Genomic DNA, 15,815 nt, shown 5'->3' with positions numbered 1-15,815 from the left:
GGACGCAGGCGTTGGTCCCTGTTGCCAAGCAAGCACGCGCGATATAAAGTTTAATCAAATTAAAGAATCGTGTGGGGCGGAGAGATCGCTTGGCGAAAGGTTTGTGGGGCAGTGGGCGCTTGCGGCCATCGAGTGTTCTTGCGGCAGGGATCGCCGCAGGCACGCTGATTACCGCCATTCATACCGCTGTTGGTCGTAGTCTGCCGCGGCAAGCTGCGGCAGACTGGGCGACCTATGGCGGAGACGCAGGTGGGAGCCACCATTCCACATTGACTCAGATCACGCGTGACAATGTGCGTGATCTGGTTGCTGCCTGGCGTTTTGAGACCGGCGTGGGCGGCTTGCAGACGTCGCCGCTGGTAGCCGATGGCATCCTTTATGCCGTGACCCCTGCGCTGGAAGTTGTTGCGCTGAATGGCGCTGACGGTCGCTTGCTGTGGAAGCACGCGATCGCCGAGGGGGGCCGACAGCCGGTGCGCGGACTTTCGCTTTGGCGGGAAGGAGCGCAGCGGCGGTTGTTGGTGGGCGCAGGGCCGTGGCTGATCGCGCTTGATCCGGCGACGGGACATGCACTCGAAGGCTTCGGCAGCGGAGGCCGCGTCGACTTGCGTGAAGGGCTGGGCCGTCCGGCGGAACAAGTGCCATTGGCCATGACCAGCCCCGGCGTGATCTGGGGCGATACCATCATCGTCGGGTTCCGCACGGCTGAGGCCAAGCCCGCAGCCCCCGGCGCGGTGCGCGCCTATGACGTGCGCACGGGAAAGCTGCGTTGGACCTTCGACCTGCTGCCAAAGCCGGGACAGCCCGGCAGTGAAACATGGGCTGACGGCACGCTCGAGAATGCGGGTGCAATCAATTCGTGGCCAGGCATGGTGGTCGATCAGCTACGCGGGATCGTGTTCGTACCCACCGGCTCGGCGGCGGACGACTTCTATGGCGCGGATCGCAAAGGGCAGAACCTCTACGCGAATTCGCTGGTTGCACTGGATGCGCGCAGCGGGCGGCATCTGTGGCATTACCAACTGGTGCATCACGATATCTGGGACCGTGACCTGCCCAGTCCGCCGGTGCTGCTGACGGTAAATCAGGGCGGTCGCCGTATCGATGCCGTGGCGCAGGCGACCAAGCAGGGGTTCGTGTTCCTGTTTGATCGGGTGACCGGCAAGCCCCTGTTCCCTATTGATGAAATGCCTTTTCCTGCCAGCACGGTGCCGGGCGAAGAGGCGTGGCCAACGCAGCCGGTGCCCCGTTTGCCTGCGCCCTTTGTGCGGCAACGGCTTGATGCAGACATGCTGGCGCAGCGCACGCCCGAAGCCCATGCTGCCGTTGCCGCAGCCTTTGCCGACATGCGCAGCGAGGGGCTGTTCGTGCCGCTGTCTGTCGGCAAGCCCACGGTGGTCTTTCCCGGCTTTGATGGCGGGGCGGAATGGGGTGGGCAGGCGGTGGACCCGGCAACCGGGGTGCTGTTCATCAACGCCAACGACGTGCCGTGGACAGGGACGCTCGCGCCCGTGGTCAAGGCGGACACAAACGGCGGCGAAGCGGTCTATCAGCAGAATTGCGCCGCCTGCCACGGTGTTGATCGCAAGGGTTCACCGCCCGAATTTCCGTCGCTGGAAGGCGTCATGGGCCGCCACATGGAAGGTGATGTGTTCGGCATCATCATGGGCGGCAAGGGGCGAATGCCTGCGTTCTCGCATCTGGATCAGGCACAGCTTCTGGGGCTGGTCGATTACCTTCGCCGTCCGGCAGATGGTCCCCAGCGCGAAATGGCCGCGGGGCAGGCCGCCGCCGGTGCGACGCAGGGTTATGTCTTCACCGGCTATCGTAAATTTGTCGATCCTGATGGCTATCCCGCCGTTGTGCCGCCGTGGGGAACGCTCAGTGCCATCGACATGAATGACGGGCGTACGCTCTGGCGGGTGCCGCTGGGACGCTATCCTGAGCTGGCAAAGCCGGGAATGCCGGACAGTGGATCGGAAAACTATGGCGGCCCGCTGCTGACCAAAGGCGGCGTGCTGTTCATCGGCGCGACTATCCATGACCGGCTGTTCCGCGCCTTCGATCCGCGTGATGGGCGCGTGCTGTGGGAAGCAGGGCTGCCTTACGCAGGCGTGGCGACGCCCATCACCTACAGCGTGGGTGGGCGGCAGTTTGTGGTGATTGCCGCCAGCGGTGCGCGCGATCCCGCCGGGCCGCAAGGATCGGCCTATGTCGCGTTCGCGCTGCCTGAGCGCCGCGCTCGCCCGAAGTGATCGGGAAAAATCAATTCAGATCAGAATTTTAATGTGAAGTAGAGGGGGAGTGGAAATGTTGAAAGGTATCAATCGCAAGGGCGTGATGCTGCGCTTTACCGCAACGGCGGCATTGACGATGGCGATGGTCGGCACGGCCCATGCCGCAGAGGATCAGGCCGATCCGCAAGCCGGATTGGCGCCGGGCGAAATCATCGTCACGGCCAATCGCACGGAATCGCTCCTGTCAAAGACACCCATTGCCATGACTGCCGTTGGCGGTGCTGAACTGGCCAAGGGCGCCATCACCAATCCAACGCAACTCGATGCCGTCGTGCCCAACATCGCGATTACGCGCGACAACGGCTTGCAGATCACCATTCGCGGTGTCAGCTCGGCTGACAACACCGAAAAGGGCGATCCTTCCGCCGCATTCATGCTCAACGGCATCTACATCGCGCGGCCTCAGGCACAGGAAGTCAGCTTCTTCGATATCGAGCGCGTCGAAGTGCTGCGCGGGCCGCAGGGCACGCTCTATGGCCGCAACTCCACCGCAGGTGTCGTCAATGTGCTGGCCGCGCGCCCCAAGATGCAGTTCAGCGGTTCGGTTGATGCGATGTATGCCAGCTATGACAACGTCAACGTCACGGGCGTTCTCAACGTGCCGGTGGGATCAAACTTCGCCGTGCGCGCTGCAGTAAACGTCGACCGCCGCGATAACTTCGTGGTTGATGGCAACCCTGGCGATGGTGTGTCGATCGATCCGTTCAAGGACAACATTTCGGGCCGCCTGTCGTTGCTGTGGGAACCGACCGACGCGCTCAGCATCTATGTCATGGGCGATTACAGCAAGGTGAAGGGCAAGACCGACAATTCGGTGCCGCCGACCAATTTCTATTCCAACATCGTTACCGGTGAACGCGGCACTTTTGACGCGCCGACGTTTCTGGACCGCAGCAGCAAGGACTATCGCACGCTGACCAATGCGCTGGCGCAGCCGACCCAGCGTAATAATGACGACAAGGGCATCATGGGTGAGGTCAACTACGATTTCGGCCCCGCCGTGCTGACCTACCTCGGCTCCTACCGCGAGTTCAACCGCCGCGAAGTGATCAACTACGCCAATGGCCTGGTCATGGCCGCCTTCCCCGGCGACTACTGGCAAACCTCGCACGAATTGCGCCTTGCGCTGACCGGCGATGGTCCGCTGCAAATGCAGGTTGGCGGGTATTTCTTCAAAGAGCGCTCCAACATCCTGTTGTCGCTCTATAATCTGCTTGGACCGAACACTGCGTTCCAGTTCTTCCGCAACCCTACGGAATCCGAGAACAAGTCTGCCTTCGGTCAGGCAACCTATGAAATCACCGATGGTCTGAAGCTCACGGCCGGTATCCGCTACTCCAGCGATACCAAGTCGCGCTATGGTTCCACCGCGGTTGATCGTTACACGTCGATCATCAATGCCTATAACCTTGGCCAGTTCATCGATCGCACCACGCTGGAAGTGACCGGGGCCAAGCGCACGTTCAAAAAGACCACATGGCGCGCAGGCATCGACTATGACAGCCCGCTGGGCCTTGTCTTCGCCTCGGTTTCTTCGGGTTACAAGGCAGGCGGCTTCAACGATGGTTGCGAAGTCGGCACCGGCCCCGGTTGCAGCCAGACTGCCGAAGCGCTCTACTATAACCCTGAAACGCTGACGGCCTATGAAGCGGGCTTCAAGTTCAAGTTCGGCCCGCAGTTCCGCCTGAATGGCACGCTGTTCCACTACGATTATGCAGGCCTGCAACTTACGCAGGTCATCAACATCTGCGGCCCCAATGGCGATCTGCCGTGCACCGTCACGCGCAACGCTGCTTCGGCCAAGGTCGACGGTGTGGAACTTGAAGCCGACCTGCGCCCCAGCGACCGGTTGAGCGTGCATCTGGGCGTCAACTATCTCGACGCGCGCTACGCCACGTTCAAGCCCACGCCCAACGTCGATTTCTCTGGCCGCCCGCTGGAACGCAGCCCGAAGTGGACGTGGACAGCAGGGGCCGACTATCGCCTGCCGCTGGGCGAAGGCAGTCTGGTGGCTTCGGCGCTGACCCGCTTCAGCAGCCGTTATGAAATCACCGACAAGGGCAACTACGCCTACTTCTATCAACCGGCCTTCACCAAGACCGACTTGTCGCTAACCTATGAAGCGCCAGACAACCGCTACTACGTGGGGGCTTTCGTGCGGAACCTCGAAAACGAGGTTGTCGTCACGGCAGCAACCGCCGGGTTCTTTGGCAATGTGACCTTCGCCGATCCGCGCCAGTTCGGGGTGCGCGCCGGTATGAAGTTCTGAGCAGAGGAAAGCGGTATGACCACCATCGGCGTTGGCATTCTGGGCACAGGATTGGCGTTTCAGGCAATCCATGCGCGAATGCTGGCAGAACTGGCCCCCCGTTTCGCGGTGCGGTGCGTGTGGGATCCCGATCCCGCGCGGACGGCAGATGCGGCCGGATGGTTGGGCGCGCGGGCAGCGCAAACAGCGGATGATCTGCTGGATGACCCCGCGGTCGATGTCGTGGTGATTGCCAGCCCTGCGCGGTTCCACGCCGCGCAGACGCTGGCGGCCATAAGCGCGGGCAAAAAGGCCGTGCTGGTGGAAAAGCCGCTATGCGCCACGCCGGACGAGGCTGACGCCATCGCACGTGCGGCGCAGGCCAGCGGCACTGCGCTATTGGTCGGTGCAATGCATAGTCACGACCCGGCATGGCTGGCCGCGCAGGATGTGCTGGCGAACAGGGCGTTCACCCCTGCGCTTGTCCGCTCCAGCATCATTTTGCCGCCCAATGCCCGCTTCGAAGAGTGGTCCACCGAGCCGCTGCCCCCTGTCGCTTCCCCGGCGGGTGATGGCGCGGCTGCTGGAGGGGCGGGCGTCATGACGCCCGCCCAGATGATGCGCCTTTCGATACTGGAACTGGCAATTCACGATATGCCACTGGTGCGAAGGCTGCTGCCTGAAGGCCAAACCCCGCGCGTTCTGGCGGCGCGATTGCTGCAGCCGTTCGGTTATGCGGTAAGCGTGCAGGTGGGCGATGTGGTTGTCGATCTGTCGGGCCTTGTGCACGGCCATTGGCAAACCGACTGGACGCTGGAAGCGGTCGGACCGCAAGGACGCCTGTCGCTTGATTTCACGCCTTCGTTTGTGATGGCGGGGTCGGGGGCAATGGCGTGGCATGGCCCCGACGCCGCGCGCGGGCATACGCCTTCGGGCCAGAATGGCTATATCGGCCAGTGGCTTGCGTTGGCCGCCATGCTGGATGGAACACGCGCTTTGCCCGATCCGTGGGAAGCGGCGGCAGATTTCCGTTTTGCCCATGCCATTGCCGAACAGGCCGCCGCGCTGATCGACGGAGGGACGGCAGAATGACCGCAAATCAAACATCGCAGGCCGTGGCGCTGGTCAGTTCGGAAGAGGGCTGGGCGCAAGGTCTGGTCGCTTCGCTGCCCCGCTCGCTGCGCCGGGTAGAGCAGCCCGCTGCCGCCCGACTTGTTCTGGTGGATGGCCGCGATGACTGGCAGCAAAGTGTGTCGGCCCTCCTGGCAGACGGCGCGAAGCAGATCGCCCTTGTTGAACCCGGCATGGCCGACCTTGATGCAGTAGCGGCTCTGCCTGATGCCATCGAAGCTGCGGGCGCAGACTGCACAGTGCTGGAAGCGCTGGCCGGCAACCCTGCAATTGCAGGCCTGCGCAATATCCTGACGCACGGCTTTGGCGAACTCGTGCTGGACGGATGCAATCCGCAACGACTGGATGCGGTGTTGCAGCGGCATATCCGCCTGTTGCGCGCATCCGGTGTCACCCAACTGAATCTAAAGGCTTTTGCTGTCACAAGCAGCGCGTTCCTGATCGATGGCTCCGCCCAGATGGCAGGAGCACAGGTCCGTCTGCGGTTGACCGGTGCGAAAGGGCATGACGCCCCTTACACCAGTCTGATCGCTCATGCCGCTGATGCCACGGCCCGGCTTGTCTGGTGCGGTGGGGCCGAAGCGCGCCCGGTGGAAGTCAGCCTGGCCGATGCATCGGGCCTGCGCCAACTGCCTGCGCTGCATGAAGGCGGGCACCGGCATGGCCTGCGGGCCTTGCTGGCGGGGCAGGAAACCACGGGCAGCGCACAAATGCGCGCCCTGATCGACGATATGGTCACGGTGCAAAGGCTGCTGGGCGCTCCCTGATCGACAGGGAAAGGGGAGACGGAAAATATGACGAGCGCAGCAATCATGGAACAACACGGTCGGCTCGATTGGAAAGTGATGCTGGCCTATTGGTTCGCACAGTTTGCCGCATGGCTTGCGCTGCTGACGCCGGTGATCATCACCATCGCGCTGAAGATCAGCGTGATCGCCGGACCCGAAGGCAAGGCCGAATGGCTGGGCCTGATCCTTGGCCTTGGCGCGGCCACGGCCATGATTTCGGCACCGATATGGGGCGCGATATCGGATCGTACCACTGCCCGCATGGGGCGGCGCAAACCGTGGGTCATTGCGGGCGCTGTGTCCTTGCTGATCGGCCTTTCGATCATGGCGCTGGCTACAGAACCGTTGATGTTCGGCCTTGGCTGGCTGGTCTGTCAGATCGGATCAAACGCCGCGCAGGCGGCGCTGAACGCGGTGATGAGCGATATCGTGCCTGAAGGTCAGCATGGCCTGATGTCGGCGCTATTGGGTGCGTCGATGACGGCGGCGATGGTTGCCGGCGTGTTCCTGACGCAATTCACCGCTGGTTCGCCGCTGGCGATGTTCCTTGTGCCGTGGCTGGCAAGCCCCTTTGCCGTCGCATTGTTCCTGTGGGTGGTGCCAGATAGTCCCGCTGTCCCGCAGCGGATGGAGCGGGTTACGCTTGGCGGTCTGCTCGCCTCCATCGGTATTGCTTCGCTGCGTCACCGCGATTTCGCACTGGCCTTTACCAGCCGCTTCCTCGTCATTCTGGGGTCGGCCTTCGCGCTGACCTATCAGGTCTATTATCTCACTGATTATCTGCATGTCCCGGCGGATCAGGTGGCCCGATTCATGGTGCTGTCCACCGGCATGATGGGCACGCTGACGTTCGTGGTTTCCTGCTGCGGCGGGTGGTTGTCTGACCGGGTGGGGCGGCGCAAACCTTTCGTCGGTGGAGCGGCGGTATTGCTGTCAGTCGGACTGGTGTCCATGGCACTGGCCACCAGCTTTGACCGCTTCCTTCTTGCCGCGGCGCTCGTCAGCGTCGGGCAGGGGCTGTATTACGCGGTCGATATCGCGCTGTGCGTGGAAGTTCTGCCAAACCGCGACAACGCCGCGCGGGATATGGCCGTGCTGCAAATCGCAAATTCCCTGCCACAGTCGCTGGCACCCACGATCGCCCCGCTGCTATTGGGCCTGACGATTGGCGGACTGGCGGGCATGAACTATCCCGCGCTGTTCGTGTTTGCAGGGCTGGTCGCGCTGACCGGAGCTGCCGCGATCCTGCCGATCCGCAAGGTGCGTTGAAGTAACGGGAGATTATCATGGCTGGGCAATCGATTATCCGCTGGGGCATCCTCGGCCCCGGAGGGATCGCGCGTGATTTCCTGGCCGGGACACAAGGATCGCAGACCGGGCGCATTGTTGCCATATGCGCGCGCAATCCTGATGATCCGGCACTGGCCCGCAATTTTCCCGGCATTCGCGTTGCGGGCGATTATGATGCCTTGCTGCGCGACGATGAAGTGGATGCCGTTTATATTGCCACGCCCCATCCGCACCATGCGCGCTGGGCCATCGCTGCGGCGGAACATGGCAAGCATGTGCTGTGCGAAAAGCCGCTGGGCATGAACCTGGCGGAAGTGCGCGCCATGTTCGGCGCCGCGCAAAAGGCGGGCCGCTTTCTGGCCGAAGCCTATATGTATCGCGTTCATCCGCTGACGCAGGCAATTGTCGATCTTGTGGCCAAAGGTACCATCGGGGATGTGCGGATGGTCCGTTCGGGCTTTGGCTTTGCCATGCCGAATGCTAACCCTTCGCACCGCCTGTTCGCGCCCGCGCTTGGCGGCGGCGGTATTCTGGATGTGGGCGGCTATCCACTGTCGATGGCGCGCCTGATCGCGGGGATAGGCACGCCCGACGGCGTGATGGAGCCTGACAGCTTCCATGCCAGCGCCCATATCGGCGCGACCGGCGTGGATGAATGGAGCGCTGCCGTGCTTTCCTTCCCCAATGGCATGATCGCCCAGATCGCCAGCTCGATCAGCGTCTGGCAGGACAACGTGCTGGAAATCATGGGCACCACTGGCCGGATTGAGGTGGATTCGTTCTGGTTTGCGAGCGGCAAAGGCGGCGGTGAAACCACGATCCGCGTGCAGCGCCCGGATGGAATACGTCCCGATGGCCTGTGTGAAGAGATCCGCGTGGACGACCCCCGCAATCTCTATTCCTTCCAGTTTGAAGCGGCGAACCGGGCGATCAGCGAAGGGGCGACCGGGCTTTCATGGCCCGCGATGACTGCGGCGGACAGCATCGCCAACGCGCAGGCGCTGGACCGTTGGCTGGCCGCCGCTGGCGTTCACACCGGAACGCTGTCGTAAACCACCACCTTGCTCCACAGGTGGGCGCATTCGTCCACAAACGCGACATGGGCTGGATGCACCTGATAGGCGGCCTGTTCGGCCAGACCTGCAAAGTGCATCGTCTCGCACACGTCCCACGATGCATCCACCACATCGCGCGCGGCTTCGGGCGAGGGGGTGCCAATCTGCAAAGACAGCACCTCCTCAATTGCGCCCAGCGCCCGCAGCCCTTCGATCAGACGCGCCCGGTCTGCCTCGCTGCCGGGATTGGCCAGCCAGAAATAGACCTGATGCATCATGGGCTTATCCTTCAGGAAAGATGGGGAAACACGGCGCGGACTTGCGCGGCAACTTCGGCGGTCTTTTCCCAAGGATCACCCTTGCGGCCTTCCCACTCGATGCTGATGTCGCCCGCATATCCGGCATCTGCCACAATGGAAAGTGCACGCGAAAGATCGGGCAAAGGCGTGCCGTCCCGCGCCGGATCGACCGACTTGGCATGGACCAGTTTCGCATAAGGGGCCAGCGCGGCGATGCGGGTGTAAAGCGGTTCGAAATCCAGCCCCGCATCATCGCAATCGGGATTGGCAAAGCGGGCGTGCGACAGCGAAACCAGCGGCTCGAAATTGCCGAGGTCCAACAGCAAGCCCAACCGGTCGGCGCCGACGTCTTCCAGCAAGGCGGTGATGAATGAAGGGTCTGAACTGCTGCCGCCGTGGTTTTCGATCAGCAGTGTCAGGCCCAGTTCACGGGCGGCATCGCTCAACCGTTGCAGGCTTTCGACCAGTGCCGGACGCGCTTCGTCGGCCAGTGTCGATCCCGGCGAACCGGCGTTTACGCGGACAAAGCGCGCGCCCAGTTTGGCGGCGATTCGGAACCATTCAACGGTGCGGGCTTCATCCTCAGCGCGCCATTGCGGGTTCAGCCCGCCGAAATCGCCCAGATCGATCGGCAGTGTCAGCAGTTTCACGCCTGCCGCATCCAGTCCTGCGCGCAGGGTTTCGATACGGGCATCGTCGTGGCCGTCGAACTGAATCTGGCACAGTTCCACGGCGCTTACGTCAATCTTTTCGCGGGCGGCGGCGGCGAATTCTTCCATCGTGTGGTGGCTTGGAAAGTTGAAGGAATGCTTGTGAAGGGTGCCCTCATCATCGCGGCGTTCGATGGAAATCGGGCCAAGAACGCTGTGCAGGCTGAAGCTGGAAACGGCAAGTTGCGGCATGGTGGATAGGTCCGTTCGTAGGTTCGGAAATGTCAGGAAAGGGTTTTGATGCGGATGTTGCGCCAGCGGCATTGCGCGCCCCGACCCCATCGGGAATCGCCAAAAAAGGCATCGTTATCATGCACTTCCAGCGCGATGTGGCCACGCGGTCCAAGGTAATCGAGCACGCCTTGCGGATCGTAATCGGGCACATCGATATGCGCCGTGTCGATCTCGGCAATCTTCAACCCGTTGACCCATATGGTGATGACCGGCAGCGCGCCGACGCAGCGGATGCGCACTTCGTTCCAGTCGGCCCACTTCCACACCGCCAGAAAATCCTCGACCGATCCGGCATAGGACAGCCGCTCGATCTTTTCGGGCGTGACCGGTTCCATGGATGTTGCGGGATCGTCCGCCTCGATCCCGATCACTGTGCCATCGGCATCGCGGCGGGCGCGCACGGCAAAGGGGACGGCGGAAAAGCTGGCAAGCCCGTTGCCGAAAAAGCCGCCAATCCCGCCGGATTCGCGGTGGTCGATCAGCACCTGAAACCCGGTCCAGTCCTGAAAACGGCGACGCAGCATGATGCCGGTGTCGGCGGGCCAGTCGGGCCGCGCCTCCAGAACCAGCTCGAAATCGCCGAATGTTTCGTCGCTGACGAGATAGCCGCCATAGCCCGGCGTGCCCTGCTGCCCCACGATCATGCCGTCTTCGACATGCCAAACCGCCGGGTGCTTTTCCGGTTCGACCGGCGGGGTGATGCCGTGCCGCGCAAACAGCGCATCCAGCCCCGGCCCACCGGGATAGAGCGATCCATAAACGCGCGGTTCGGCGTGCCAGCCTGTCAGAGTTTGTCCGTCGAACAGGTTGGAAAAGCCTGCTTCGTCGAAAGTTTCCAGCTTCATTCCTGTCCCTTCATGTTATGGCGCTTACGCATGTGAGATAATATTTAACGGAATTAAAAAAATGCACCAGAGCAAAGTTTCACCTGGTCGCGGGCGGAAGCGTGACGGTAAGTCTTCGGGCTATTCCAAAGGCGACGCAAAGCGCGAGGAGATCCTTGTCGGGCTGATGAACGCGCTTGCAAAGGGCGAGTTGCGCAACCCGCCGCTGCGCGCCATCGGACAGGCGCTGGGCGTGGAACCCGCTCATATCCTTTATTATTTTGAAAGCCGCGAAGATCTGATGCAGGCGGTAATCGTCCGCTGGGACGAAGGCATGGTCGCTGAGCGTGGGGGCGAATTCGGACTCGATAATTACGCCGATGCAGTAGCCAAGAACGTCTCGCAACGCGGTCTGATGCACCTGTATCTGGCATTCGCCGCAGAAGCGGTCGAGCCTGCACACCCAGCGCATGATTTCATCCGGCTACGTTTCGATCGGGTGCGCGAGAGCTTGGCGACGGCGATCCGGAGAGAGCAGGAGCAGGGTGTCATTGCCAAGACCATCGACCCGGATACGGAAGCGCGGTTGCTGATTGCGTTAGCGGATGGCCTACAGTTACAATCACTTATCGATCCCGATATCGATGCCCTACGTCATGTGCAGACTGCTATCGCGCAATTGCGGGCAACGTCCGCAAACGCCAATTGAGAGCACGTGACGATCACTATTAGCGGTAGATCAATTATGCGGCAAAGTGCACGATTGGGCGGCGAAGCATAGAGCCTGAGCCATACGTATTGCACGGTCTGGAGGGGCTAATGTCGTTCCCAAGGTTGGCGGGGAGTGTTGATAAATGTCATCAAGCCCGAGTATTTTCACTGTCCCGTGATATGCTGAATAGACGGCCGGTTTCGTGGCGCTGACACCGGGATCGGAATGACCGCTATTACGGCGGTATGAGGTACTTCATTTTCTGTTTGACGTTAATCGCTGCACTTGCCGTGGGCGATGTTGCCTCATCGGCGCCTCCAGACGACAGCAATGCATTCGGCGCACGAAACACAGACGCTAACGGCGCATCGCAATACGGAAGAGGGCTATACTGACGAAATGGCGAAGTATGGTCTCGCCACGAAAGGCCGCAATGGCTGCATCACCTGAATTTCTGATGGTTTCAGGATATACCGTTTGTGGCGGGCAGTATATTTCAGCCGACATGGAAATTAAGCCCGGCGCTGGCGTGGATCCCTCACGCCTGTTCGATGATCTGATACCACTGATGGCCCCCTCATCGGGGCGCGATGAGGGGGCAGCAGGCCACTGCAGCGTCAATCTTTGATGCTGGTGGGCCGCACGACATCAGATTGCAACGTGGTGTAAGAGTCGATCAACTCCCAGCAATTGTTGCGCCCGTTTGCAAAAAGCAGGCGGCCACTGTCACCGTAAGATCCGACAATCTCGCCTTCGTGTCGGCCTTCAATAGGTGTGCCGTAATGGATTTTCTCCCAAGAGACGTTGACGATACTGACAGGATAATCGGTCAACGTTGCGGTCTGTCGCTCATGGGTCACGCGCACGAACTGGGGCACCCCCCCATCGTCTGCAGCAGGCTTTCCTCCTTGTGCGTAGACAAAGTGATGATTGACCATCACTAATGGAAACGCAGTGAAGCGATGGCCGGAAATCCGCCGGACGCTCTCGCGCTTTGCGTTTTGCTTGCGTCTGTCAACGACCGTCATCTTGACCGTCCGTCCGAAGAACGCCCGCTGCGCCGCAGGCGGCGCGCTCGCCAGATGGACAAGGAAACTGTCAAAGTCATTGTTCTTGCAGGCAGCTCTCGCGTCGGTGACTGCCTCGGGGGCGATATCGGTCGGAAGCGGTGGGGTGGCCGCCATCAGGCATATGCCAGCAAAAAGCGCAGTCATGGCACGAGGGCGATCCAAAGGTGCAGGAATTTGGGCAGGCATCAACGACGTTCTCCGGCAGGGCGTTTAAACAAGTGAGGCTCGGTCAGCATTCAGGCGTGACCTACCGTGCCGGTGCGTTTTCGAGGCAATCTTCACAACCGGCTGTTGCACGAAATCCCTCACGGTAACTCGGGCGGATTTGTGCGAGCAAAACTGGCGTTATTCTCATCGTGACACGGTAGTATCCTTCGCGCTCTGGGCCGGCGATGCCGGGCTCAGCGACCAGTTCGATGCGATCGAAGGGTTGTCCTGCCTCTCCCACAAAGCCAATGGCTAGTTCGCCGAAGTAGGGGCATGACCATTTCCCGAGATATCGCCCCTCCTCATCCACGATTTTCGGCTGCCCCTTGCTGCCAGCAGCAAGGCCGGCGTCGAGCGCGTTGGCTATCCGCTGAATATCAAGGAGCGCGCAATATGTGCTGCGCGCACTATCCATCTGGTCTGTAAATGCATCGGTCGCATCGGTGAGGAAGCGCCCGGTGCGGCGGTCTATCAGCATGGCGACGGCGGCCAGATGAGGCTGTGAATAGGGATTGCGCGACGGCCGAGGCGACAAGGTGCCAGTCGCGATCAGGCTTGCAAGGCTCGGGTTAACACCGACAAGTTCCCACGTAAGGTCGACTTCCCACGGCGCAAAAACCAGGCCCGCTGCCTTTGCGTCGTCGCGATCCTGTCGTGCAGCCATGTCCATTCCTTCGGACAGTTCCGCATCGACGCGATCGACCTGCGCCGCAACTTCAGTGTGGTTTCGTAAACCCACGGGGATTTGGAAATGGTATTCACCCGCTTCAGAGCGATGGCAACGGCGGTAGTGGCGGTCACCTGATGGCTCGGCGTCCCAGGCACAGGATGGCTGTAGCTTGGAAGAATGGGAGGCCGCCTCAATCCTGACTGTGTCTTGCGCGAAGGATATGCTGGCCGATGCAGCTAAAGCCGCGCCAAGCAGTGTGGCGATGAATCGGATCACCGATGCAATCCAAAGATCTGGCAGTCCGGAGCGGGGCGATCAAACTCGAACCGGACTGTTGCAGGATTCCACGCCAGTTTGCGTTCGTAAGAACAGGTTGGATGTTGCGCGGGGATCAAATCTTCGTTTGTCAGTTTCTTCGGCTGATCTTCCACCTTGCGGAACGGAATGTCCGACGGATAACTCCCTGTCGCCACACGGTAGATCATCGCGGGCATCGGCTCTGCATTCTCAGCATCGAGCACAAGCATCGCGTCGATCGAAGTCAGATTCATACAGGCGTTGGCCCTCGCCTTTTCATCCTTTGCGTTGAAGCAGGCGCGGACATATTGTTCTCCATTGAGCGGAACGGACAGGACTTGCCGAGCAACCGCTTCGGTGGTTCCTGCATTGTCGATTTGATAAAGCCACAGCGTGGCTTTGCTTGCCGTTCCCCCGGAATAGGCGACGTGATCCCACGCTTCTACACCGATGATGACAGCTTCCCCCGCAGAGCGTGATACTTCTTGTCCTGCGCGACGGATGCCGAGGCTCCAGATCGCAAGTTTTTGGTCGGCACCGACGATCAGGTCGATTGGCAAGGAACGGTCGCTACCGCCTCCAAATTCCCGAACACGAAGCTGCGGCCAAGCTTCGTTATCAACCTCGCTGATCGAAAAACAAAGCCGCGTTTTGGGCAGGCAGCGCTCTCCCTCTATCCGTCCCGGCGCTGGTGCAGGGCTCACCATGTGCTGCTGTTCGTTTCCGGCTTTGTCGCGGATTGCAAAGCTGGAAACCGGATCGGATGGATCTTGCCCGAACGGTTCATGCCCGGTTTGCGCGGTCAGCGGAGTGGAGAGCAGCAGTGCTGCAACGACGATGGTTTGCTTCACTTTGCGTCTCCATTCAACTTGATGCCAAACACTCGGTGAAATTCCCACTTCATCGGCAGCATATCCCATTGGTCGCGGGAAAAATCATTGTTGACGGCGTTATCGAATATGGCTTGCTCTCAGTCATAGGCCACACCATCACAGGTGGTTTCCTCGACCCCGCAAAAACCGCGGAACCAGGCAGTGACGATGTTTGCCTCCTCGCCTTCCCGTTCCTCGGCACTGCCGTTGATCGTGAGCTTCAGCCACCCTCCGCGACAGTCGCGAATACTCAGGATTGCCTTGCGGTAGATCCAGTCATCGGTGGCATAGATCTGTCTACTTTTCGCATCAGGCCGGGAGAATCCGACTGACGTTTGCATCACGAAATAGATGTCGTGGACTTCAAGCCAGCCTGCGGGCGTTGCCATCGCACCATATTTCGGATCAGCTTTGGTTGCTTCAATTTGCACCCAGTCGCCGGCTATGGCCGTAACCTTGATGTCGACACCGCGAAGACCGTCTCCATCGGGAAGGCGCTTGTGCGTCATACGGCCGATGATTGGAGCGGCAAACGAAGGTGCTGTCCGTATGACTGGCGGCAGACGATCATCGCGCACCCAAATCACGGGCGAGAATGAGCAGGCCCTTTCGGGCAAAGTGCGGTTCCGCTTGCTCTTTCGCGCCGCCAAAAGAGGCGGTGAAGCATTTGATATCAACGCGATAGCCACAATTGCACTGAAGAAACGTGCCCCACCTTTAATGTTGTTCGTCGACAATTTTATCCTCGCTTACCTTTGTTTGTGCTATGCAATAGTTGCCTCGACCACTGATTGCCAACGGCATGATCGGCCCATTTCAGTCGGAATGCGCACAAATTTACGATTGCAAAGGACGGATATCCTTGCCTGTGCGCAAATGTGTGCATCGTAACGCACGTGCGGGTTCCAGGAGGCTTTATGGAGGGCAGCTACGAAGGTCCGAGCGAAGACTGGCAGAACATCGCCAGCACGATCCGTGAAGAAATTGCCCGGCGGTGCATTTCGCGTCAGACGTTGCGCGTCGCGTTTCGGATGTGAATCCACAGGTGCGTTTGGTTTCGCCAACGGGCGGGCTCGGGGCTGCGTGGGCTGCATATCCGCTTCAGACGGCG

Annotated in this window: 14 protein-coding genes; 7 read left to right on the top strand and 7 right to left on the bottom strand. The window is 60.7% G+C overall.

What is annotated here, in order from left to right:
- Positions 1-89: 89 nt before the first annotated feature.
- The 6 genes from ACOVQ0_RS05390 to ACOVQ0_RS05365 are packed head-to-tail and all read left to right on the top strand — an operon-like array spanning position 90 to position 8,806.
- Positions 90-2,255, top strand: coding sequence for a PQQ-binding-like beta-propeller repeat protein (locus tag ACOVQ0_RS05390; RefSeq protein WP_421881129.1), 2,166 nt, complete (start codon positions 90-92; stop codon positions 2,253-2,255).
- Positions 2,256-2,310: 55 nt separating this feature from the next.
- Positions 2,311-4,566 carry a TonB-dependent receptor gene (locus ACOVQ0_RS05385; RefSeq protein ID WP_421881127.1) on the top strand — a complete coding sequence of 752 codons (2,256 nt, stop codon included), beginning with the start codon at positions 2,311-2,313 and terminating at the stop codon, positions 4,564-4,566.
- A 15-nt stretch (positions 4,567-4,581) separates the two neighbouring features.
- Positions 4,582-5,637 carry a Gfo/Idh/MocA family protein gene (locus tag ACOVQ0_RS05380; protein WP_421881125.1) on the top strand — a complete coding sequence of 352 codons (1,056 nt, stop codon included), beginning with the start codon at positions 4,582-4,584 and terminating at the stop codon, positions 5,635-5,637.
- Complete coding sequence (locus ACOVQ0_RS05375) at positions 5,634-6,443, top strand: hypothetical protein (RefSeq protein WP_421881123.1); 810 nt, start codon at positions 5,634-5,636, stop codon at positions 6,441-6,443. Before ACOVQ0_RS05380 ends, ACOVQ0_RS05375 begins: the two co-directional genes overlap by 4 nt.
- A 27-nt stretch (positions 6,444-6,470) precedes the next feature.
- A complete protein-coding gene (locus ACOVQ0_RS05370; RefSeq protein ID WP_421881120.1) occupies positions 6,471-7,733 on the top strand; it encodes an MFS transporter in 1,263 nt (420 codons plus the stop codon).
- 17 nt (positions 7,734-7,750) lie between these two features.
- On the top strand, positions 7,751-8,806 hold the full coding sequence (locus ACOVQ0_RS05365) for a Gfo/Idh/MocA family protein (protein ID WP_421881116.1): 1,056 nt from the start codon (positions 7,751-7,753) through the stop codon (positions 8,804-8,806).
- Here ACOVQ0_RS05365 and ACOVQ0_RS05360 read toward each other — a convergent pair.
- Genes ACOVQ0_RS05360 through ACOVQ0_RS05350 form a run of 3 tightly spaced genes read right to left on the bottom strand, consistent with a single transcriptional unit; the run spans position 8,785 to position 10,897 of the window.
- On the bottom strand, positions 8,785-9,087 hold the full coding sequence (locus ACOVQ0_RS05360; RefSeq protein ID WP_421881113.1) for a Dabb family protein: 303 nt from the start codon (positions 9,085-9,087) through the stop codon (positions 8,785-8,787). The two genes, ACOVQ0_RS05365 and ACOVQ0_RS05360, sit on opposite strands and share 22 nt — an antisense overlap.
- A gap of 11 nt (positions 9,088-9,098) precedes the next feature.
- A complete protein-coding gene (locus ACOVQ0_RS05355; protein ID WP_421881111.1) occupies positions 9,099-10,010 on the bottom strand; it encodes a sugar phosphate isomerase/epimerase family protein in 912 nt (303 codons plus the stop codon).
- A gap of 32 nt (positions 10,011-10,042) precedes the next feature.
- Complete coding sequence (locus tag ACOVQ0_RS05350; RefSeq protein ID WP_421881108.1) at positions 10,043-10,897, bottom strand: 3-keto-disaccharide hydrolase; 855 nt, start codon at positions 10,895-10,897, stop codon at positions 10,043-10,045.
- A gap of 166 nt (positions 10,898-11,063) precedes the next feature.
- Here ACOVQ0_RS05350 and ACOVQ0_RS05345 point away from each other — a divergent pair, with 166 nt between their 5' ends.
- Positions 11,064-11,585, top strand: coding sequence for a TetR family transcriptional regulator C-terminal domain-containing protein (locus ACOVQ0_RS05345; RefSeq protein ID WP_421881105.1), 522 nt, complete (start codon positions 11,064-11,066; stop codon positions 11,583-11,585).
- Between the two features lie 620 nt (positions 11,586-12,205).
- Here the strand turns inward: ACOVQ0_RS05345 and ACOVQ0_RS05340 are convergent.
- The 4 genes from ACOVQ0_RS05340 to ACOVQ0_RS05325 all read right to left on the bottom strand — a co-directional run bounded on the left by ACOVQ0_RS05340 (position 12,206) and on the right by ACOVQ0_RS05325 (position 15,441).
- Positions 12,206-12,802 (bottom strand): hypothetical protein, encoded by a 597-nt coding sequence (locus ACOVQ0_RS05340; RefSeq protein ID WP_421881102.1) that lies wholly within the window; start codon positions 12,800-12,802, stop codon positions 12,206-12,208.
- 103 nt (positions 12,803-12,905) lie between these two features.
- Positions 12,906-13,811, bottom strand: coding sequence for a hypothetical protein (locus tag ACOVQ0_RS05335; protein ID WP_421881099.1), 906 nt, complete (start codon positions 13,809-13,811; stop codon positions 12,906-12,908).
- Positions 13,808-14,683 (bottom strand): hypothetical protein, encoded by an 876-nt coding sequence (locus ACOVQ0_RS05330; protein ID WP_421881097.1) that lies wholly within the window; start codon positions 14,681-14,683, stop codon positions 13,808-13,810. Before ACOVQ0_RS05330 ends, ACOVQ0_RS05335 begins: the two co-directional genes overlap by 4 nt.
- Positions 14,684-14,802: 119 nt before the next feature.
- Positions 14,803-15,441 (bottom strand): hypothetical protein, encoded by a 639-nt coding sequence (locus tag ACOVQ0_RS05325; RefSeq protein WP_421881095.1) that lies wholly within the window; start codon positions 15,439-15,441, stop codon positions 14,803-14,805.
- Between the last annotated feature and the right edge of the window lie 374 nt (positions 15,442-15,815).

It is taken from the genome of Novosphingobium sp. (assembly GCF_049240505.1).
Classification (GTDB): domain Bacteria; phylum Pseudomonadota; class Alphaproteobacteria; order Sphingomonadales; family Sphingomonadaceae; genus Novosphingobium.
This window is presented reverse-complemented; position numbering and strand designations above follow the sequence as displayed.